The sequence below is a fragment of the Eubacterium sp. 3_1_31 genome (assembly GCF_964249515.1).
Taxonomy (GTDB): Bacteria; Bacillota_I; Bacilli_A; order Erysipelotrichales; family Erysipelotrichaceae; genus Longicatena; species Longicatena caecimuris.
Map to the genome: position 1 here is coordinate 16,122 of NZ_CAXUBY010000007.1, position 23,137 is coordinate 39,258.

The following is a 23,137-nucleotide window of genomic DNA, read 5'->3' on the forward strand; positions in this document are numbered from 1 at the left end:
CCATGTATTATGGAGCAATTAAAAAGTATGATATAGCCAATGGTCCCGGGGTACGCGTTAGTTTGTTTGTATCCGGATGTACAAATCGCTGTGCGCATTGTTTCCAACCGGAAACATGGGATTTTACCTATGGACAGCCATATACAGAAGAAAGTGAACAAGAAATACTGCAGGCATTGGCTTCTCCTTATATTAAAGGCTTAACAGTACTTGGCGGGGAACCGTTTGAATTCGAGAATCAAAAAGTGTTGGTAAAGCTATTAAGAAAAGTGCGCAAAGAATTGCCGGAAAAAGATATCTGGTGTTTTACCGGTTTTACATTGGATGAAGATTTAATTGTGCAAGGGAAACGATATGGCGAGGATACCGATGAAATACTCTCGCTTATTGATGTGTTGGTCGATGGACGTTTTATCGAAGAGTTAAAGGATATTACTTTACGTTTCCGTGGTTCTAGCAATCAGCGTCTGATTGATATGAAGAAAACCAGAGAGTGTCATCACATCGTATTAATGGATGAGAAAAGATAGTGTATATAACTGTGAGTGAAGCTGATTTGCTCACAGTTTTCATATTATCTTTGTGAAAAACTTTGATAAGAAAACTTTCTGTATCTTTTGTGATAAATATGATATAGTAAGTACTATCAAAAAGTGAGGTGCGTTATATGAAAAAATATATGTTATTTATCATACCGGTATATCTGGTATATGTTTTCGGATATTTCTATGTCGCATTACCGCCATTAAACTGGCATGCGCCAGAGTTTTGGCAGTTTCTGATTTTTACCGTAGGACCAATCTTAATTATCACCCTGATTTTCTCTTTAACCAATCAGGGAATGCATGCATTTGATAGATTAAAAGGCAAATTCACGAAGCAGACGGTACATGATGCAACAGCAAAAACAAGCAATTGGAAAACCGCGGCAAAACTAAGTGCGATTGCTTTAGCCATCATGATTATCTTTCCTTTTGCGTCATCCTTAATCAGTTCAAAAATCTTCCATGCAAAAGAATATGCAAACCGTATTGCGGTGAAGGATGTAAAGTTTAAGGAAATTCCGGAAGTGGATTTCAAAAAGACACCCATCATTGATCGAGATAGCTCAATACGTCTGGGTGATAAGGTAATGGGCAATATGAGTGAATGGGTATCACAGTTTAATGTCAGTGATGAATATACACAGATTTCTTATAAAGACAGTGTGTATCGCGTGACCCCGTTAACCTACAATGGTTTCATTAAGTATTTTAAAAATAAAGGGAACGGGATTCCTGCTTATATCACGGTAGATAGTACAAGTGGAAAAACATCTTTGGTAAAATTAAAGGATTTGGGATTGGATGGAATGAAATATGTCCCATCGGCAATGTTTAATGAAAATCTGATGCGTCATTTACGTTTCCAACATCCAACTGAAATCTTTGGTTCTCCTTCTTTTGAAATTGATGAAAAAGGAAGACCTTGGTATATTTGTTCGACCTATACCTATAAAGGGGTAGGGGCGAAGAAGAGTGTAACAGGGGCAATTTTCCTTGATCCGATTACCGGTGAAAGTACAAAATATGATAAAGGAAAGATACCGACATGGGCTGACCGTATTTTCCCTGAATCACTGGTTATTAATGAATTAGATGAAAATGGTAGTTTGCAAGGCGGCTATTGGAATTCCGTGTTTGGACAAAATGGTGTGACCTTAACAAGTGAAGGCTATAATTATTTAGAAAAAGATGGCGATATTTGGCTGTATAGTGGTATTACATCTGCGAATGCCGATGAGTCCAACTTAGGCTTTGTATTAGTGAATCTGAGAACTCATGAAGCAATGAAGATTGCGACGGCCGGAGCAAATGAAACCAGCGCTATGAAGAGTGCACAATCCGAAGTGAAAAACTATGGCTATGAGTCTACTTTCCCATTATTGATCAATATCAAAGGCAACCCAGTGTATTTAATGTCATTGAAAGACAATGGCTTGATTAAGATGTATGCGACAGTTTCAGCAGTTGATTATCAAAAGGTTGCGACCGTATCCAGTGATGAAGGCTTGGATGCCTTGTTTAAAAAGACTTTGAACCTGTTAGGTACGTCCAGTGACAATATCAGTGCCGAAAGTATGAAGACGGCAACGATTGTGGTGAAATCTATTGAAAAACTAAATGTGGAAGGAAATACACTGTATTATATTCAGGCAGAGAACAATGAAATCTTTAAGATCTCCTTTACAACGAAATATGAGAATCAGCTGGTATTCTTAAAACCAAAGGATAAGCTGAATATCACTTATGTTGATACGGAAGGAATTAAAACGATTAAAGAAATTAAATAAGCAAGGAAGTGGAGCAATCATCTAAGCAATAGGATGAAAGCTTCACTTTTTGTTATGCTTGTATGCTTCAGCATCTCATACACTATGCAAAATACTGTAATCATGTTTCATATGATGAGTAAGATGAGAAAGAGATCGATGATACTATTAGAATACAAACAGAAAGCTCATAAGATACTTAAAATATGATGTTTCTTTCCAATGAGCAAGAATCAAATGACTATTTTCTTTGAACAACTGTTCATCGTCTGCGATATCTTGTATAATAATAGAAAGAAATAGGAGGCTGTTATGGAATGGAGCAAATAAAAGAAGAAAGTTTGGCGTTTTCACAATCACCGCTATGTCCGATTGCGGCAGATGTTATCAGTGATGGTGAAAGCATCTATTTCTATATGTATGATTTGGATTATGAACAACAGCGTTTAATTGCCCGCAGTGCCTGTTGGGTCAAAAATCTGAAAGCAGCACCGGATGCGTTTGATCAGAATGCGATTGCTAAGGATCATCAGCCTATGCTGCCAAAGCAATTTTTGCAGGATCCAACAGATATTTCACCTTGGGATGAAGACAATATTGAAATTGTTTGGAGCAAAGAAGGGCATATCGCAGCTTTATATTATCAAAAAGAGCTCTACAGCATTATCCCAAGCTGGGCTGATGGAAAAAGCTTTAGCGGGTATACCCGTAATTTGAAAGAAAATACGATGGTAGGATGGAAGCTGATGGATGCTTATGAAACTTTAGCACCACGCATGCAAGCAGGAAAGGCCTTCTGGGCACAGGAATTTAATGAGGTATGGAAAGCTTATCATACGCCTTACTTTGAAGATTTGTGTAAGATCTTTGGCAAGGCAAGCAACTGTTATGATTTGCATAAGGATCAATTTCCAAGCCGTCTGTTAATGACCTTTGAAAAGGATGAAGTCCTATATGCATTTACAATTGGTGTGGGAATGTTTGCGATGCCAAATGCAGATAGCTATTATGATGATTATGAATCTTATGCACGTAGTGAGTTTGCTATCGCCTTAAGAAAAGATGTATATAGCGCAGATGAGCAAATGGAAGTCTTTGCAAAAATTGCCGGTTTATGCGAGCTGCCTTGGAAACAAATGGATTGTCTGGCTGATCAGCATACCTTGGATATGCAGCTTCATGATACATCGTATTGCATATTGTTAGATGATGATCATTTTGCCGACGCTTTAGCTTTATCAATTAAAAAACAAGGTGTCCATCTGACATGGATTCATCCAATTACACAAGAAGAGTTTAAACAAACAAAGGATGAACAGCAAAAAGCTGTTTTATTGGGAAAACTGATACAGGAACCCCATACACGATAGGAGGCACACATATGAAAACAATTGGATTTATTGGCTGTGGCAATATGGGAAAAGCTATGGTAGAAGGCATTATGAAGGCACAGTTAGTGGATGGCGATCATATGATCGTCAGTAATCAGCATCCAGAGAAACTGGAAACATTAAGCAGAACTTATGATTTGTATATCAGTGATAATGAAACTGTAGCCTGCAATGCGGATATTTTATTTCTTGCTGTCAAACCGCATATGTATGGCAAGATCATTGAAGAAATACGAGAGCATGTGAAACCAAATGCAATCATGGTGAATATCGCTGCCGGTGTTACCTTAGCAGATCTGTATGCAATGTTTCATCGTAAGGTGAAAGCGGTAAAAGCGATGCCCAATACCCCTGCTTTTGTTGGTGAGGCAATGAGTGCACTAGCGTTTGGAGAGATGATGAGTAAGGATGATAAAGAAGATATCATTGATATCTTTGAAAGCTTTGGACAATGTGCAGAAGTACAGGAGTCAATGATGGAGGCGGTAACGGTAGTCAGTGGTTCTTCACCGGCATACATGTTTATGATTTTGGAAGCTATGGCAGATGAGGCGGTGTTAGAGGGCATGCCGCGAAAAGATGCTTATAAATTTGCGGCACAAGCCATGCTTGGTTCTGCTAAAATGTTATTAGAAACCGGGAAACATCCCGGGGAGCTTAAAGATATGGTTTGTTCACCGGGCGGTACGACCATTGAGGCTGTCATGAAAATGGAAGAAAAAGGTTTGCGTAGTGCCATCATGGAAGGTATGCGAGCTTGTGCGGATAAAAGTCGTAAGATGACAAAGAAATAACGAAGATAGGGATGAAGTAATAGCATCCCTTTTTTGATGTTTGTGACCATGTCGCCTAAGGTATTTACCAAACAACAAGAGCTTAGATATCTTTGCTAAGTCTTATGATTAGGTAACGTTTAGGAAGATCCCTAATTATGTCCTTTTTTTACATGAAATAAGGGCGTTCATCTCTTATACTATAAGGGAAGAAAGGATCGGTAATGATGATGTCATTACGATGGTGATGAAGATGATAGAATCAAGATGTGGTATCTGTTGCAGCAAGTGCGAATTTCAAAACACGATGAATTGTGCCGGTTGTTTACAGATTACAAAACCATTTTGGGGAGAACAATGTCCGGTAAAAAGCTGTGTTGAAGAAAAAAAGCTTGCCCATTGTGGAGAATGTGCGCAATTTCCATGCGCCTTAGCAAAATCCTTTGCTTATGATGAAAAGCAAGGAGATCAGGGAGAGCGTTTGCGCAATTGTCAAAAATGGCATGCGATGCAAGGCGAAAAAGGGTAGAGAATACTCTATACATATGTAAATAATCACTATTCATTAAAAAGAGCCGTATGATCACTTATACGACTCTTTCTCTATATAGGTTGCTTTTTGCATCAGCATCCGAATTTAACTGTTTTGTATCTTCTTATATAATGCCTGAAATTCTTCTTCCTCTCTTAGATAATCCAAATCTTTATCGTCTAAGAGCTGTAACAGTTGTTCCTTTCCCATAATGGTAGGTAAGCTGTTTTTATCCAATGCAATCTCTTGAAACCAAAGTGTTTGTTTCAATAAAGCTTCTTTGCGTTTTGCCATCTCATCCCAATGCAACAACATATCCACATAGCGTTTTACATAATACAAGGCTTCTTGTTTATCTTCATAATAACCTTCTGTAATCGGCATAAAGGAAATATCCTCTTCCATATGAAAGATTGTTTGTAGCGCCTTTAGTAAATCTAGATAGGCTTTAATTTCTTCCTTCTTATGCGTGTTTCTGGCAATGGTTGCTAAGGACATTATATTCATGCAGATGGCATGATAATGCTGATATAATTGTTCCTGCAATAATTTGTTTGCCTTTACATAATCCTTTTGCATTAAGTAAATGCTTGGCAACATGGATATTGGATCAAAATGCTTTGGAAAGCTTTCTAACAGCTGTTCTGCCTTGTCGTATTTTTCTTCCATCATATAAAAATCCACAAGAAAAATAACAGCTCCTTCCTTGATAGGATCGCTGGTACTGTTGATGAGTTCTTCACATAGTTCTTTCGCAAATGTTTGATAGACAGCACCATTCTTTTCACCGCCAAACATCATGACATACATCGTATTTGACGCAATGCGCAATTTCAGTAATTCACTGTTTGGGTAGGTATATAACAATTCTTTCGTATAGGCAAAAGCTTCTTCAAAAGGAACGCTTTGATACATTTCCAAAGCTTTTTTAGCCATTTCTACAATTTCTTCTTCACTTGGTTCACTTTCAAAATTAAGTAATTCGTCCGTACTCACATGGAAGATTCGTGCTAAAATAGGAAGAAGAGTAATATCGGGATAAGAAAGGTCATGTTCCCATTTACTAATCGCTGCACTGCTTACTTTGCAAAGTTGGGCAAGCTGCTCTTGTGTCAGCTGTTTGTGTAAGCGCAATTCGCGTATTTTATTTCCTAAACTATATTTCATATAAACCTCTTTCTATACATGGCCTTGTATGGTTTTATTATAGTTGAGCAAAAGCGCAACGACAAGCGAGTATTTGTTAAGTTTTTTATGAAAATTTCAACTGTTAGTTGAGAAAGGAGCATTCTATGGCTGTTTATGTGATGAGTGATGTGCATGGATTAAAGGATCGCTATGATCGTATGATGGAAAAAATTCATGAAGAGGATACTTTGTACATCTTAGGAGATGTGATTGATCGTGGCCCTGATGGTATCGTCATTTTACAGGATGTCATGCAACGAAGCAATGTGAAGATGCTGATGGGAAATCATGAATATATGATGCTGCAGTATTATCAGGCATTAAAAGATGAAAAAATGGATTTATACGATAAGATGTTAATCCTGGATCGCTGGCAGCGTAATCACTGTCAGGTAACCATTGCCCAGTTTCAAAAGCTGACAATAAAGGAACAAGAAGAAATCTTATCTTATCTAGCCGATCTTCCACTGGCTTATTGTGATGTACATGTGCAAGAGCAGCAGTATTATCTGGTGCATGGTTATCCTTGCATGCAATTTCAAAGTGGTTGTGTAAGGATGAAGGATCTGGAAGATACAGAGGTGTGTGTTGAGGATTTTGTTTGGGAGCGAATCGAAAAAGATGAGGCATTTTTTAATGATCGTTGCGTAATTTTAGGACATACGCCTACCTTATATTTGCAAGATAGCAGACCGTACACGATATGGACAGGAAATAGAAGTATAGAAGATGCACATGTGATTAATATTGACTGTGGGTGTGCGGCAAATAATGCATATACACAATTAGCATTGTTGCGCTTGGATGATCGAAAAGTATTTTATTTTTAAAAGGGGTTAACACTTACATAGTGTTATCTTTTATCCACACAGGGGATGCGAGCATATTTTATGATAAAGGTTATGTGCAAAAAAGATGTTAATATGAAAATAGCAACGTTGATAATGGGAGAATATGCGGACAGTGAGTAAGCAGAATCCTCTCAAATAGAAACATCAGCTATCGGCATTGTAAAAGAAACTGTCAGAATTACGGAAAGTAGTTTAGTGAAAAGCTATAAAACTTTCTCATATTCTGACAGTTTTTTCTTGTTTGTAACTTGATATGCACAAGCCAGCTTTTACTATACATGATTTGCTGGATGCCTGCTCTAAATGGAATTCCTGTCACACCTTTTGTCACAACTATAACTTAACAAAAAACTATAATATCATGTATATAACGATAATGGGCTATGGAAGATTATAAGCAATGATCGATTAGCGAATATCTATGTATTAGGACATTTAATGACTGTATCATAAAGGAGATGAGGCTAAGATATAAAGAATTCATTTGAATATTAAAAAGGAAAGGGAGAAATGTATGAAAAATGTTGAAATTAGTTTAAAAAAATTTAGTTTAAAAAAAGGATTCATTACTTGTTTGGCTTTGTTATTGGGATTATCTGTAATTGAAGTCAGTTCACTGTATGCTGCAGAGAAACAAGATCGGACAAGAACGGCAAAAGAAGTACAAGCATGTAAAAGTAATCAAAATGAAAATAGCTTAGAAATCTATCGTGAATTTGATTATACAGGACATGATAGCTATTTTCGTTATTATATCGATGGTAAAACACGAGGAAAAAATGGCGTTTATGGGACTATAACTGGGGTGAAAGCTGGCCTTGATAATACGAAGTTTACTGTTAATTATTCGGATTTTTATAATTATGTTGCGACAGGTGAAATACAAAAAGATTCAAATCAATGGTTGGAATATGCGATAAAAGAATATCAAATGGCTAAACAAAAGAATAAAATTAATGCCTTTGTTTTACCGAGTCAAGTGATAGAAAAGAAATGTTACTATTATGGAGATCATGACAAATATTGTTATGATGGGGCATATTATTCAGATTTGGCAGACGGTGAAAATGCCTATCGCATGTATAAGGATACGATAAAGATGCATTATAAGCATCCAACAACCTTCACATCTCAAGAATTAACGTCATTAAAGAAAATTGATGTGCCGATCATATTCTATTCTGGTGAATATGGGTATCTTCATGATTATCATATGATGTTTAAGAAAATTACGAATAGTACGAATTCATTTAAACCTTCAGCGCATGATCAAATAAGCAATACCCAGCTTAACACATATCTTAAAAATCATAAGCTAGAAAATGCTTACACGATTGAAATAAATAAGGATGCTAAGATCATTCCTGGTATGGCGGAAATTTATATGCGGGCAGAAAACCTTTCGAACGGTAATTATAATTTATATAATTATGATCCGAAAACAAATGGCATTTCTTATGCGGGCAGGGCTGTAGAAAAGGATAACGTATTAACATTTAAGACGAATCAAAAAGGTTTCTTCTTTCTGACTAAAGAAAAAACAGCTACTGCTACGGTGAAAGGTTATTCTGGAACGTATGATGCTAAGGCGCATGGTATTACTTTGAGTGGCTATCCAACGGGTAGTAGCATACATTACAGAACAAGTCCTTCTGGCGTATGGACAACAAAGAAACCATTACGAGCCAGTGCAGGAACGACAAAAGTATATTATAAGATTGAACATCCTAATTATAAAGCGATAACGGGAAGCGCTAATATAACGGTGAAGTCAGTCAGTCTGCTTTCTGCCACGGTAGCAACCATCCCAAATAAAACGTATACAGGAGGACAGATAAAACCTTCTGTGACAGTCAAGCTAGGCAAAACAACTTTAAAAGAAGGAAAAGATTATAAGTTATCTTATACTAAAAATACAGCGGTTGGTAAGGCAACAATCCAAATCACAGGTATTGGAAATTATACAGGATTAATAAAGAAATCCTTTACAATTGTAAAAAAGAATATATCAGGGTTAAGTTATTCAGGTTTAACAACACGCTCTTATACAGGGAAGAGAATGAATCCGGCAGTTGTTATAAAATATGGAAAGACGACATTAAAAAGGGGAAAAGATTATACTGTCAAATATGGAAAAAACACATCTGTTGGTAAGGGAACTGTACAAATAACCGAAAAAGGTAATTATGCCGGCACGGTTGTGAAAAGCTTTAAAATTGTACCGAAAGCACCAAGTGTAAGTGTTAAGGCGGCGAAGGGAAAGCTTCAGGTAAGCATGAAAGCCGTTGGTGCCAGCGGTTATCAGATTGCATATGCGACAAGTAGCAAGGGGAAATGGAACTATACGATGAGTGGCAGCAGTAAAACGATAAAGCTTTCGCGAAATAAAACGTATTATGTAAAGGTAAGAGCCTATAAAACAATAGATGGAAAGAAATGCTATGGTTCTTATAGTAGTTTAAAGCATGTGAAAACAAAATAAGCAGAAGGGATGATAAAGGGAGCTGAGCTCCCTTTTCCTATGCTTCATGCTAAGGTTTTGGATTTGTAATAACGATTACATAATTTCACAAGATTACTTGACATATCTTGCCAGGGTTTAGTGATATACTGACAATAGAGATCACAAGGAGGTTTCTATATGAAATGGAAATTGACTCATAAACATGAACATGACATCATTGAAAATGAAGGAGGAAAAACATTAAGTTATAATCCCAACCTAGGTATACAAATAATTGAGCAGGATGGCTTTGCGTTTAAAGATCTGAATCAAAGTGGCAAATTAGAACCATTTGAAGACTGGCGCTTACCACTTACGAAGCGGGTCATGGATTTTACAAATCGTTTTGTATTATGGCAGGAGGAAGATCAGTTATTTTATCGCAAAGGACGTATTGCGATACCAAAAGAAGTGTATGCTGAAATACGTCAACATGGAGAAGAAACCATGCAACTTCATAATGGGGATATGGTGGAAGAGGATTTGGAGTATTTAAAGAAAAATGATCTCATAGCTGTTTTGTTGTTGATGTTTGATAATGATCGAAATACCGGAAAAGAGGATTATCTGCTGCAGCTGATCATTCATAGTATGGAGCTTGGTGTTTTAGAAAATATTATGTATTCCATTTGGGAAGCCGTTAGAAAATTTCTTCAAAATTGCGATTTGCAACAATTTTCTATGATATCCACCTTACCATAAACGTTTAGATCATAAATAATGGGCAAGAGACTGAAATCTTGCCTTTCTTTAATCGATTGTATGAGAAATATTGCCATGTACCTGAAATGAAGCTATAATAATCCTATTAAAGGCGTAATTGGCCTTAGGAGGGGAATAACATGAAAATATGCAAGAAGCTTATTGGCTGTTTGATGAGTCTATTTATAGTGTTTAGCATGATGGGACCAGTACAAGCAGCAACGATGGAAAGCCAAAGGAATGATGTTAGTGTTTCAAAGATTTCATTTAATTATATTTCAAAAACACTTTACACAAATGAACATTTACAATTAAAAGCTACACTAACACCTAGCAATGCAACAAACAGTGCGATTACATGGTCTTCTAGCAATACCAAAGTTGCATCCGTAAACAGTACTGGTTTGGTTTACACAAAAGCACCTGGTACTGCTACGATTACCGCAATGACCTCAAATGGTATTACAAAGACTTGTAAAATCACCGTTCTTAAAAGAGGTTTAACAACGACCAGCGCATCACTGTATGTAAAAGGAACGACCAAATTAACGTTTAAGGGATCTTATGGAACAGTAACATGGTCATCTGATAAAAAAAGTGTTGCGACAGTAGACAAGTATGGGAAAGTAACAGCTGTAAGACCCGGTACTGCTTATATTACGGCGAAATCAAAGACGGCAATTTCTAAATGTAAAATCACAGTGAAACAGCCAGCTTTGAATAAGCATTCTGCATCTTTGTATTTAGGTTCTCATATGACACTGAAAGTAACTGGTGGAACCGGTGCGATTACTTGGACATCTTCCAATAAGAGCATTGCGACAGTAAACAGCAAAGGGTATGTCACAACGAAAAAAGCTGGAACTGTTTATATTAAGGCAAAACGTAATGGTTATACTGCTCAGTGTAAATTAACAGTGAAAAAACCTAGCGTGAATGCAACCAGCAAGAGTATCTATACTGGATTTTATACAACCTTAAAAGTAAATGGCGGTACAGGTAAGATTACCTGGTCTTCATCAAATAAAAACATTGCTACGGTAAATAGCAGTGGCCGTGTGGTTGGTAAAAAAGCCGGTACGGCATATATTTACGCGAAACGAAACGGGTATACGACAAAATGTAAAGTCAGCGTAAAAGAAAACGCAAAATCTTATAATGTTTCCACCAATGTATTTGATTATGATCGTGGTGATCCTTCGGTAGCAGTTAGAAAAGTTTATTATAGTGGTGGAGCTTTACGATTAGATACTTATGTAGTCAATAATCGTATGACAACGGTTAAGAACTTTAAGAAAATTAATTTTAAAATTTATGATTATACAGGTAAATTAATAGCGAATCAAACTTTTACAAATTTTGCTTTAAATATTAATCCATATAGTTATAAGAAAATAACCTTTAAGTTCTCATCAGCAGGAACTTTGAAAAAGGGTGCATTACTTTATAAGGGCATCACAGGATATTATGAAGGCTCTTACACATACACTTACTAGTCGAATTCAAGAAGGAGAAATCCTTCTTTTTTTATAAATTCAGATACAAAAAAAGAGGATACCATATACCGTTTGGTACCCTCTGCATAACCTAATCATTTATGAGACTTGAATTATCTCAGATAAATGCAGTGAATAAATATAGCAAGCGATCTTACTGTTTGGATATAGCGTGTTCATAGCCTTTTGATACAACAGTAACTGTTCCCGATATCTTGTTATTAACTCATCAGCTGAAAAGATGGCATCGGTTTTAAAATCGATAATGGTAATACCGTTCTCTTGTATTGCCACAAAATCCATGAAACCATGTAAGACTTCCTCACCATCCTTCACCATGAAAGGAAGCTCATAATAACAGGTGGTTTTCAAGCATCGCTGAAAGACTTCGTTTTCATATAAGTCATGCAGGCGCTTAACATCTTGTTCAGACAGCGTTATGTGCAGGCGTGCCGCACATTGCCGAATTGCGGTATTTTCGTATGATGAATTGCCCAAGGCTTCGATCATCTTATGCATCATCGTACCATACTGCATACCTTTTGGCTTTTGCAGGGTAATTGCTATATCTGTAGCTTTTTTCGCAGAAGCTGTCGCAAACTGTAAGGTTTCCACCTCTTGATGATAAGGCTGTATGTGATATTGAGGTTTTATCGGTTCCTGAAGAGGAAGACTTTGCCACAGGGTATGTACTTCTTTAATGGTGAAAAGGTCATTTGGATGTTGCAGAAAGGTTTGTAAGAGCCAGGAGGTATAACCGCCACGATCGTATATAGAAGAAGTTGTTAAAGGCTTATTATATTGTTCCAGGTCTAAAACACAGTCTACGATATGCATTTGTTGCTGAGCACGTGTCGTAGCCACATAGAGGATACGCATTTCTTCTTCTAGCTCTTCTTTATCTTTTTTATGCTCCATGGCGATACGAGGAATCGTTGTTCGTACATAGCGTTCAGGCAGTTCCATTCGTTTTAAGGCAATTCCCAGTTCACTGTCACAGATACATAAATCTTTAAATTCAATTGCTGTCATGGCATCATTTGACCATAAGAAGACAACCGGAAACTGCAACCCTTTTGATTGATGGATGCTCATGACACGGACGACATCAGCTTCACTGCCAATCGGTATTGCCTCTGCTGTTTGAGCATCTTTAATCTGTTCAATCTGATTCAAAAACGCATGAATGCCCATGGCTTGCTGTTGTTCAAAGGTTGCTCCTTTTTCAAACAATAGATCCAAATTGGTTTTTTCCTGCACGCTTGTATGCAATGCATAATAATTATTTTGCTCATATAAACGATTCAGCGTCTTTATAAGGGAACAACCAAAACATTCTTTGCGTAATTCTTCGAAGGCCTGAAAGCCGGGAATAGGATGTTCCTTTAAATATGCATAAAAACTAGATTCATATACCTTATGTGCAGCTTGTTGACTTGCCTTTTGTGCCACTTGACGTTTGGCCAGCTTGCTTTGGGCAATTTGTTCTGCACTACAAGGGAATAAAGGAGATAGTAAGATGGCGATTAAGGCGATATCATTATGCGGATCTTCGATGGCGCGCAAGGCACTTAGCATCAGCGATACGGCACTGGATTGGTAGAAACCGGATTTCACATCAATAAAATAAGGAATATGCAGTTCATCAAACACTTTCTTCATATTTTCTTTACGAGCATTTCCTCTCACCAGTACGACAAAATCCTTCCATTGACGCTGTTCTTTTTCACGTATTTCTAATATCTGATTGGCGATATAGCTGGCCTTCAGATCATTTTTAGCGAGAATCAACGCATTGGCCTTCTTGATCTCATCATGAAAGATGGCATGAAAACAGATTGGCACATTGTCTTGCAATTGTTCTGCAACGCCGGTTTCTACATCATCTGCATCGGCATAGCGGCAGGAGAAACCGTCTAAATTCATTAACTGTTTAAATAAGAGGTTATTAAAATCAACGATCATTTTTTTCGAACGATAGTTGTTTGATAAATAGATGACTTCATCATAGATACCCTGTTGTTCAATGATACCGCGCATTAAAGAAGGTTTGGCATGTCGGAAACCATAAATGGATTGTTTAATATCACCGACACGAAAGACATTATTTTCACGGCAAATGGATTGAACCAGGGTATTTTGCACATCATTGCTATCTTGAAATTCATCTACCATGATTTCAGTAAACTGCTCACGATAGCGCTGTGCTACCTGACCATCTTTACACTGCAAGATTTCCAGTGCATAATGCTCCATATCGTCAAAATCAATGACTGCTTGTTCTTGTTTTATACGCGCATAGCTCCTTCGATAATCCTTGACCATTTCAATCAGCTTTTGAACGTAAGGCTTTAATGCTTGCATATCCTTTATGAATTGTTGCTCACTGAATAAAAGTCCTAATAAACGATCTTCTAATTCTTGTGATTGTTTACGCAAATGAACATATTCTTTATCCTCTTTATCCGGAGAGGGAGGAAGGATACCATGGGCAATGGATTGAAAGGCTAAACGAAAGCCTTCATAATCACGTTTGGCTAAGGTTTCTTGTAAAGATGGCAAAGCCTGTACCTTTTGTTCTACTAATGCAGCTTTTTTTACTTCACTGTCATAGCGGTAACGATAAAGTTCCTGAATGCGCAAGATGCCTTCTTCATAACGCGAACATTCTACTGCTAAGTAGGAAAAGAAGTTTTCTTGTATGGCAATGGGCAGATCCTGTATATGCTTGATATTATCATAAGGGATGAGCAAAGCGTTTAACCAGTCATCGGAATTTGCTTGTGAGGAGGCCATGACAGCAAGTGAGGTAATCAGCTTGCGCAGTGCCTCATCATTTTCACTGCGTGAGGAAAACATGGCACAAAGATCAATAAAAACTTTATCCTGTTTGGCATATTGGTTTTGAAAAGCTTCTTCTAATGCTTCTCCCTGATATAAGACCATCGTTCCATTATCCATGATGTTGGTGATGCGCGTAGCATCTAGGCCAATCATATAGTAATACTCTTGTAAAATGGATAAGCAGAAAGAATGGATGGTCGAAATATGGGCAGTTTGTATACTTGTAAGCTGGCGGGTGATGTAAGCACGTTCCTCAGGATCCTTTGTTTCTTCATAGGCTTTCTGTAAAGAAGCAGCCAGTCGCTTTTTCATTTCACTGGCCGCCGCCTCCGTAAAGGTCATAGCCAAAATGGCATCAATCGGAACACGATCTTTTACCACCAGATCCATTAAGCGGGCAATTAATACCGTGGTTTTACCACTGCCGGCAGAGGCGGATACCATGATGTTTTTATCTTTTGTCTGAATAGCTTTCAGCTGTTGGGGATTCCAGTTAGGCATCTTCATCCTCTCCTTTCCGATAGAGGGAATCATCTGTTTCAACCATGGCTTTGCGTTCAAATGGCATACCATGGAAACGGCAGATAGCATGAAAATCACAGTATAGACAGGCATCTTCACTTGGTTCTATGACGATATCACCATCCAGCATACGTTTGGCTAATTGCTGATATATGCTCGTGAACCAGCGTTCTATGCTATGTAAGTCGTATAATTTACTTGTTTTGATGAGCTGGTCTTTATTGCAGCGAACACCGCTCACATGCGTGCCTTCATCATCTAATAAGGATACATTCGGATACATGGTCCATCCATGTATGCGATGCGTTTTGATGATGGCATCTTGTAGATCTGCTTTTTCAATCGGTGTATAGGTAACCGGCTTGCGGCGCGATAGCTTACCTGCCGGATGGGGAATATTTTCATTTTTTAATGATAGATAATAAGCTCCCATAATTTCTTTTTGTTCCAGTTTGGCCATGACGATGGAATAGGTTAAAAGCTGTAACTGCATTGCCGCAAATACTTTTGTTTCCGATAGTGTTTTTGCACTGCTTTTATAATCCAGAATGCATAGGATATCATCATATACATCCAAACGATCAATGAAGCCATGCAAAGCCAGTGTGACATCCGATGTTACAGGTATTTCATATTGAAATTCGCGTTCTTGTTGCCAGGGCTGGAAATGAGAATGTTCCTCAAAAGAAGCTAAACGTCGCAATGTCTGTATCATGCTGGATTCGATACGGATACGTAAAATCTGTAAGCGGGTACGCATGTCCGAAAAGACTTCTTGAAGGGCGTCTATTTCCTTGTCAATCAAGGCGGTAAGCGTTGTTTCACATACACTTGTATAGGCTTTCCCCTGTTGCTTAGTCAAGGTTTCTAACAGATAATGTGAAAGGGTTCCCATATAAGAATCCGCAAAGCCTAGTTTCATAGGTTCTCTAATACCTAACCCATAACGCAGGAAATATGAAAACGGACACTTTACATAGCGTTCAATAGAAGAGATGGAACCTTTGATTTGCTGATTGCGAACAAACAGCGCATGGGCTGTTTGCGAAGTAATGGTCAGCGCAATATCTGCTTTTTCATACATTTCCTGTAAAGGATAGGGTTTAGCTCTTTCATCAAACATTTGTTCTATTTCTAAGGCAGCTTCTAAAGATTTTCCTTCATACGTACCTAAGGGATAGGATATATAGAGATGTTGGCTGCGGTTTAGCAGCTTACGTAACTGTTTCAGATGCAATTGATAGCGATGTTCCATGCTTGGATAAGGCAGGGTTTCATAATAGTGCTCATCAAAGATACCACGTTTTGCCATAAAGGCAGGATATTGATTTTGTGTAGCGCCTAGTAAGAAGTGATGTTTTCTGGTACAGGATCCCTGTTTTAATGAGGTGACACTGACACCTTGCAATTGATGAATCGTGGAATGTACAGTAATATCCGCTAATAACTGTAGTAAAAAAGTGATATCATCCTTTTCCTTTATATATGGATATACTTCATTGATAACGTTCATGACATCTTGTAAAACCGCACTTTGCTGCATATCGTTACCCAGGCTGTTTTTTAAAAGTTTTAATACGGTGAGTAACATTTCTTCATAAGAAGCTGGATGCATGAGTGGTTGTAATTGTTCAGCGATATGCTGTCGGGCAATTTCTGCACGTTCCTCTATTTCTTTCAGCTTTCCCACATCCGTTTCATTCAGAATATGAGAAGTGGTGGAAAGTGTTTGTAAATGATTAAATGGCTGAAAGAAGTCTTTTTGATAAATTTGTAAATATTGCAGTAAGGAGGATAAAGTTTCCTCATGAAAGATACCACAATCTAAGCAGGCCAATAGATGTTCTTGCGTTGGCTGTAAATAATAATTCAACAGCATGTGTGCGCGTTTGACAATAATGCTGCTGGCAGCGGATGCCACAAGGTTTGTATAAGGGATATGATAGCGGGTAAAGATTTGTTCCAGGATGGGGATATACGAGGTATCTGCCAAGGTGATGGCAACATCCTCAGCTTTCATCTCATGGCGTAAGATATATTGGGCACAGCCTTCAATTTCTTGTCGTTTATTCACTGCATGATAAAACTTTCGTTCATGAGGAATTTCTTCATCCTGTAATAAAGTAGCACCTTGCCTAACCAACAGGTTGACTAGTTGTTGTTGCTGTGGAGTGAAGAAAGCATCATAAATATATACCATATGCGCATCCTTATGCGCTATTTCACGAATCGCTTTAACAATCAAATCGCCTTGTGTTTCAATTGGATACAACGCAGTCAGGATAGTTTTTCGCTCAGCATGAGCTTCTTCCTGTTCACTTAATACACTCAGCGGAATCTGCCATATCTTAAGATCATAAAGGCACTGCATACATTCCTTTAAGAAAACAGAAGTGAGAGCAGCTTCTTGATAAATATGTAAGGAAGAAGAAAGCTGTTTGATACGCTCGCGATAGGCAAATAAGATGGAAGCCTCACTTGGCGCATCTTCCAAGGATTGGGCAGACAGATAACCATTCAGCGTATATAAACGCAAGCCTAACAATCCATGGGTCGTTTGTAAAAGTTTTTGGCGAATGAGCGGATGCAGATGTGCCGGTGCCAGCAGTGTAGCGCCCATTGGTAATGATGAGAAATCAAGCATGTGAACTTCCTCCTTAGCGTTTCTTCTATTATATAATTTCTCGAGGTAAAAAGGCAATTCTGATATACCAATCCTTTTCTTGGAAATAAGAATGAAGGAAAGAGAAAACGTTTGCGCTGGAAAAGGTTATAGGTTTCATAAAGATAATGAATTCAGAGCATCATAGGGATAAAAAAACACCGTTATCACGGTGTATTCTAAACACTTGGCGCAGCAGAAAGGATTTGAACCTCCGGTGTCAAAAGACACGCCGGTTTTCGAAACCGGTGCATTAAACCAGACTCTGCCACTGCTGCGTATTACGTGGTTATTGTAACTGTTTTTGTTAGGTTATGCAAGAGGGAACATCGATTTGATTCAAATAGCGAAAATGAAATTCATCATAAGGATGAATTATAAGATCAGACCATGACATCTTGATATACCAGATAGATGGTAAGACAATCGATAAGGTTTGTCTTTCAAATAAAGGAAAAAGGGACTATAATAATAGTAATAAGTGTTAACGCTATAAGTTTTCAAAGAGGCTGGTATGATCATGACGGTAAGAAATATCCAAAACTTGTAACTTTATGTGACACATTTATGATAAAATGAATAATGAGAGGGGATTTGAAAGGATATGAAGAAACTTTTAATAGCATTATTTTGTGTGGCATTGCCATTATCATCGATGTCTTTTGTGCATGCGCAGGAAAAGAAAGAAACAGCGAACACATCCATAAAGGAGGATGTCTTCAACGATGGAGAATATGCATATGGCGATGGTTTTCAGGATATAGCGGAAGCAAATCCTTATGCACGTGTAGAGGGGTATACGTATCAGCGAAACGGCAATTATATTTTATATAACCTTAAAACAACATCATTATATAAAGAGCCATATGGCAATGTTAAGGCAAAATTATCGCCAAAGATACGCTATGCTACGAAACGATATGGCAATTATTTTTATGTGAATACAGAAAAAGGAAGTGGATGGATCACCACTTGGGATGATAACATCCAGGAATTAGAAATTGAAGATATATCGGCACAGCTAAAAACAACGAAGACCTTAGATGTTTATTCTGTACCTATCTTTGATGATAGATTTGAGACAGGAACCATACCGGCAGGTACTTACACGATTAGCAAGCGTGCGAATTATTTTGCCTATGTGAATAATGGAAAATATAAAGGCTGGATCTTAACTTCCTATCATGATGACGGTACGGTTTTCAGTAAGCAATATGCAACCTATCTAAATACCAAGCGGACCTTATCGCAAACAAGTGTTAATGGTGTGGCTATTAAACAAAAATTATTACCTAAGATTTCTGATCCTACACGTTCAGGTATCTCGATGGTTCCAAAGTATGTGACCATACACAATACAGCAAATGCCAGTAAAGGCGCGGATGCCGCAGCCCATGCGAATATCCAGTATGAACGCAACGTTAACCGAACGGCCGCATGGACATCTTGGCATTTTCAAGTAGATAATAAAGTCATTTATCAAAGTTTGGCAATGAATGAAGTAGGCTGGCATGCCGGTGATGGCAATGACAGTGGAAATGCATCAACGATTGGGATAGAAATCTGTGAAAATGCAGATGGTAATTATGCTAAGGCTGAAAAAAATGCTGCTTATCTAACAGCCAGTATCTTATATGAAAATGGATTGCCGTATACAGCAGTCAAACGTCATCAAGACTGGTCTGGCAAGGATTGTCCATATAACATGAATCATATGAAAAAGGGATCCATGGGTTGGACGAAGTTTAAAGCGATGGTAAAAGATGAATATACGAAGTTACAATTAAAGCTTTCGACGTCTTCGACATCGCTGCCAGCAGGTACCACGATGACCATAAAACCAATGGTTTCATCTAAGCTCACCAATAAAAAGGTTACTTGGTCCAGCAGTAATGCTGACATCGCCAGTGTGGATGCCAATGGCACTGTATTGGGTATTCGTGAAGGCAGTGTCACCATTACGGCAAAAGATGCAGCAGGGGGCAAGGCTTCCTGTAAAGTAAGCGTGAAACCAGCACTATTAACCTTGCATACGACTTCAATCACGATGTATCGAAATAAAACGATGGCCTTGAAAATCGTTACAGCTATTCAGGGCACACCTGTATGGAAGAGTAGTGATACCAGTGTTGTCAGTGTCAATGCCGATGGGGTATTGACGGCTAAGAAAGCCGGCAAAGCACTTGTGTTTGTTACCGCGGATGGAAAGAATGGAATTGCCAGTGTCACGGTAAAAGATCCTACCATCAAGCTGAATACAGCATCTGTGACGACCTATGTTGGAAAGACGTATACCTTAAAAGCCACAGTAACTCCAACAGCATCTATTTCATGGAAAAGTGAACAGCCATCCATAGCCAAAATTGATGCCAAGGGAACCATAACGGCGCTAAAAGCGGGAACAACCAAAATCAGCGCAATCGCAAACGGAGTTACGGCAACCTGTTCGATTAGCGTGAAAAAGCCAATCGTTACCTTGAATAAAACATCAATAACTTTGTATGAAAAAGGTAGTGTGACTTTAAAAGCGACGGCTTATGGAAAATCCCAAACCGTGCGTTGGTCATCAGATAATAAAGCAGTGGCAGAAGTTTCTTCATCTGGTAAGATCACAGCTAAAAAAGCCGGTACTGCCTATATCAGTGCCAGAGCAAACGATGCTAAGAAAACTTGTAAAGTCGTCGTTGTAAAGCCATCCTTGTCGTTATCTAAGACAAGTGTTGCCGTGAATGTAAAAGGCTCCTATACCTTAACCGCCAGTGTCAAGGGACTTAGCAGTAAATGTGTATGGAAAACAAAGAATAGTAGCATTGCCACAGTGAGCAGTACAGGTAAGATTACCGGGAAAAAAGCAGGGACAACAACCATTTCGGTAACTGCGAATGGAATTACCAAAACATGTAAGGTCAGTGTGAAAACACCATCGCTTTCCCTTTCTAAAAGTAAATTGTCTATATATGAAAAAGGTAGTACAACCTTAACTGCCAAGGTATCGGGTGCATCTTCAAAGGCAACATGGAAATCCAGTAACACCAAGATAGCAAGTATAAGCAGCAGCGGGAAGTTGACAGCGAAGAAAGCGGGAAAAGTTACGATCACGGTGAGTGCGAATGGGCTTAAAAAAACTTGCGTTGTAACGGTAAAAAAACATACACCGGTATCTTCCATCAAACTAAATACGACCATCTTAACTCTGAATAAAATACGCTCTTTTCAATTACGTGCTTATATCTCACCGAGCAAGGCAACTTATAAAACAGTGAAATGGAGTTCCAGTAATACGAAAGTGGCAACCGTCACTTCAAAAGGAAAGGTATATGCGAAAAAAGCAGGAACAGCCTATATTAGTGCTACTTCCAGCAATGGTAAAAAGGTACGCTGTAAGGTACGCGTATATTAAGCAGATTGATAACAAGTATTGGCATAAAAATCCCCTAGGATATTTGAATTTTTCAGCTTATAAAAAATAAATGCAGCAAGAGGCTATATTAATGCTATAATGAAACAGAAATAACAGGAGGAAGCTTATGAAAATATTAGTGACCGGAGGAACCGGATTTATTGGAAGTCATACCTGTGTAGAATTGCTGGATGCAGGCTTTGACGTTGTAATCCTTGATAATCTTTATAATTCACAGGCAGATGTCGTTGATAAGATAGAAAGTATCACAGGGAAAAAAGTAACCTTTTATGAAGCTGATTGTTGTGATGAAGCTGCGTTGGCACAAATCTTTGCCCAACATAAGATTGATGCCGCTATTCATTTTGCCGGTTATAAAGCAGTGGGCGAATCTGTGGCAAAACCTTTGATGTATTATCAGAATAATTTAATGAGTACCCTGGCATTGTGTAAAGTGATGGCAAAGCATAACTGTAAGCGTCTGGTATTCTCTAGCAGCGCAACGGTTTATGGCAATCCAGCAAGTGTTCCTATCTATGAAGATTTTCCATTAGGACCTACCACAAATCCTTATGGTACTACAAAATTGATGATTGAACAGATTCTAAAAGATCTGCATGTATCTGACCCTGAGTGGAATATCGCATTGTTGCGTTACTTCAATCCAATTGGTGCACACAAGAGTGGTCTGATAGGAGAAAGTCCAAACGACATTCCTAATAATTTAATGCCTTACATTGTAAAAGTCGCAAACAAAGAACTGCCTTTTTTACATGTATATGGCAATGATTATGATACACCTGATGGTACCGGCGTGCGTGATTACATTCATGTGGTGGATTTAGCCAAAGGCCATGTCAATGCAGTAAAAAAAGTCATGGAGCCAATCGGTGTAGATGCGTACAATTTAGGTACCGGCATAGGATATAGCGTATTGGATGTTGTCAATACATTCGCAAAAGTGAATGCGATTGAGGTACCATATCAAATTGATCCACGCCGTCCCGGGGATATTGCCCAATGTTATGCAAGTACGAAAAAAGCGTGGGAAGAGTTAGGCTGGAAAGCAGAAAAAGGATTAGAAGAAATGTGCAAGGATGCTTGGCATTTCTTACAGACAACAAAGAAATAAAGACAAGTGATCGAAAAGGCAGCGGATGGGCTGCCTTTCTTCACAGGGGGATTTTATATGAAAGCAGTAATTTTAGCTGCAGGTGTGGGACATCGTTTTAAAGAATTGACGAAATATAAAAATAAAGCGTTTTTTACCATCGGGCAAACTATGGTAATCAAACAGATCATTCAGTATTTATTACAAGCAGGTATTCGCGATATTACCATTGTTACCGGGCATCGGCATGAAGATTTTTCTATTTTGAAAAAGAACTACCCTATTCATATCCTGTATAATACGGCATATGGTGAATACAATAATATCCATTCCCTTGCTTTAATTGCAGAACAATTGAATGAATGTTGGCTGATTCATGGGGATACGGTCTTATTCAAGAATATTTTTAAAGAAGCATTTACACATACTACGTTTTATACGATGCTGAAACGTCCCAATGGAGCACCTGTTCGCGTTGTTGAAGTGGATGAACAGCACCATATTCAAGGATTCCATATCGATCGAGGAGAACGTAGAGTATTGTCCTTGCTCGGTGTCAGCTATTGGCGTAAGGATGCTCAGATGATCTTATTAGAAACTTTGAACCATCTGCATGAGAAGGAAAAGAAACGCTTTGATGGGGAATGGGAAGAGCTGTTACAAGAGGTAGTAAAAAAAGTCGAGGTAGACGCTTATCAATTGGATCGTAAATATGGCGGTGATCTAAACACGATGAAAGATTATCAAGAAATCGTGGAGACGTATGATCGTTATTGGAAATCCATGCGTAAGTGATGATATTGCGAAACGTAAAAACTATAAATAAGAGATTATTTACTAGAAAAATATGA

15 protein-coding genes and 1 tRNA gene are annotated in these 23,137 nt (G+C 38.2%); 12 read left to right on the plus strand and 4 right to left on the minus strand.

Annotation, left to right across the window (positions count from 1 at the left end; all coding sequences use genetic code 11):
* Positions 1–2: 2 nt before the first annotated feature.
* The 5 genes from nrdG (at position 3) to ACESSZ_RS04570 (ending at position 5,004) form a co-directional block, all read left to right on the plus strand.
* Positions 3–530 carry an anaerobic ribonucleoside-triphosphate reductase activating protein gene (gene nrdG, locus ACESSZ_RS04550; protein WP_331866854.1) on the plus strand — a complete coding sequence of 176 codons (528 nt, stop codon included), beginning with the start codon at positions 3–5 and terminating at the stop codon, positions 528–530.
* A gap of 137 nt (positions 531–667) precedes the next feature.
* A complete protein-coding gene (locus tag ACESSZ_RS04555; protein WP_331866855.1) occupies positions 668–2,332 on the plus strand; it encodes a hypothetical protein in 1,665 nt (554 codons plus the stop codon).
* A gap of 296 nt (positions 2,333–2,628) precedes the next feature.
* Entirely contained in the window at positions 2,629–3,681 is a 1,053-nt protein-coding gene (locus ACESSZ_RS04560; RefSeq protein WP_331866699.1) for a suppressor of fused domain protein, read from the plus strand.
* 11 nt (positions 3,682–3,692) lie between these two features.
* Positions 3,693–4,496, plus strand: a complete 804-nt coding sequence (gene proC, locus ACESSZ_RS04565; RefSeq protein ID WP_008978159.1) for a pyrroline-5-carboxylate reductase — start codon at positions 3,693–3,695, stop codon at positions 4,494–4,496.
* A 232-nt stretch (positions 4,497–4,728) separates the two neighbouring features.
* On the plus strand, positions 4,729–5,004 hold the full coding sequence (locus tag ACESSZ_RS04570; protein WP_117547914.1) for a DUF3795 domain-containing protein: 276 nt from the start codon (positions 4,729–4,731) through the stop codon (positions 5,002–5,004).
* Between the two features lie 108 nt (positions 5,005–5,112).
* On the opposite strand, the gene ACESSZ_RS04575 is transcribed toward ACESSZ_RS04570, so the two are convergent.
* Positions 5,113–6,174 carry a helix-turn-helix domain-containing protein gene (locus tag ACESSZ_RS04575; protein WP_196029261.1) on the minus strand — a complete coding sequence of 354 codons (1,062 nt, stop codon included), beginning with the start codon at positions 6,172–6,174 and terminating at the stop codon, positions 5,113–5,115.
* 125 nt (positions 6,175–6,299) lie between these two features.
* On the opposite strand from ACESSZ_RS04575, the gene ACESSZ_RS04580 reads away from it, so the two are divergent.
* From ACESSZ_RS04580 to ACESSZ_RS04595, 4 genes are all read left to right on the plus strand, one after another.
* Entirely contained in the window at positions 6,300–7,025 is a 726-nt protein-coding gene (locus ACESSZ_RS04580) for a metallophosphoesterase (RefSeq protein WP_132225849.1), read from the plus strand.
* Positions 7,026–7,560: 535 nt separating this feature from the next.
* Positions 7,561–9,528 carry a hypothetical protein gene (locus tag ACESSZ_RS04585; RefSeq protein ID WP_331866698.1) on the plus strand — a complete coding sequence of 656 codons (1,968 nt, stop codon included), beginning with the start codon at positions 7,561–7,563 and terminating at the stop codon, positions 9,526–9,528.
* Between the two features lie 159 nt (positions 9,529–9,687).
* The gene (locus tag ACESSZ_RS04590; RefSeq protein ID WP_499842696.1) at positions 9,688–10,251 is read left to right on the plus strand and encodes a beta-glucosidase; all 564 of its coding nucleotides are present in this window, start codon (positions 9,688–9,690) and stop codon (positions 10,249–10,251) included.
* A 140-nt stretch (positions 10,252–10,391) separates the two neighbouring features.
* Positions 10,392–11,747 carry an Ig-like domain-containing protein gene (locus tag ACESSZ_RS04595; protein WP_196029255.1) on the plus strand — a complete coding sequence of 452 codons (1,356 nt, stop codon included), beginning with the start codon at positions 10,392–10,394 and terminating at the stop codon, positions 11,745–11,747.
* Between the two features lie 99 nt (positions 11,748–11,846).
* Here ACESSZ_RS04595 and ACESSZ_RS04600 read toward each other — a convergent pair whose 3' ends face one another.
* From ACESSZ_RS04600 to ACESSZ_RS04610, 3 genes are all read right to left on the minus strand, one after another.
* Complete coding sequence (locus ACESSZ_RS04600; RefSeq protein WP_331866696.1) at positions 11,847–15,092, minus strand: UvrD-helicase domain-containing protein; 3,246 nt, start codon at positions 15,090–15,092, stop codon at positions 11,847–11,849.
* The gene (locus tag ACESSZ_RS04605; protein WP_331866695.1) at positions 15,085–17,757 is read right to left on the minus strand and encodes a PD-(D/E)XK nuclease family protein; all 2,673 of its coding nucleotides are present in this window, start codon (positions 17,755–17,757) and stop codon (positions 15,085–15,087) included. Before ACESSZ_RS04605 ends, ACESSZ_RS04600 begins: the two co-directional genes overlap by 8 nt.
* A gap of 206 nt (positions 17,758–17,963) precedes the next feature.
* Positions 17,964–18,053: transfer RNA gene (locus ACESSZ_RS04610), tRNA-Ser, on the minus strand.
* A gap of 326 nt (positions 18,054–18,379) precedes the next feature.
* Between ACESSZ_RS04610 and ACESSZ_RS04615 the strand changes: the two genes are divergently transcribed.
* The 3 genes from ACESSZ_RS04615 (at position 18,380) to ACESSZ_RS04625 (ending at position 23,081) form a co-directional block, all read left to right on the plus strand.
* Complete coding sequence (locus ACESSZ_RS04615; protein ID WP_331866694.1) at positions 18,380–21,175, plus strand: Ig-like domain-containing protein; 2,796 nt, start codon at positions 18,380–18,382, stop codon at positions 21,173–21,175.
* Positions 21,176–21,302: 127 nt separating this feature from the next.
* On the plus strand, positions 21,303–22,307 hold the full coding sequence (gene galE, locus ACESSZ_RS04620; RefSeq protein ID WP_117547928.1) for a UDP-glucose 4-epimerase GalE: 1,005 nt from the start codon (positions 21,303–21,305) through the stop codon (positions 22,305–22,307).
* A gap of 57 nt (positions 22,308–22,364) precedes the next feature.
* Positions 22,365–23,081: a sugar phosphate nucleotidyltransferase gene (locus ACESSZ_RS04625; protein WP_008690509.1), complete on the plus strand. Its 717-nt coding sequence runs from the start codon at positions 22,365–22,367 to the stop codon at positions 23,079–23,081.
* The last annotated feature ends 56 nt before the right edge of the window (positions 23,082–23,137 follow it).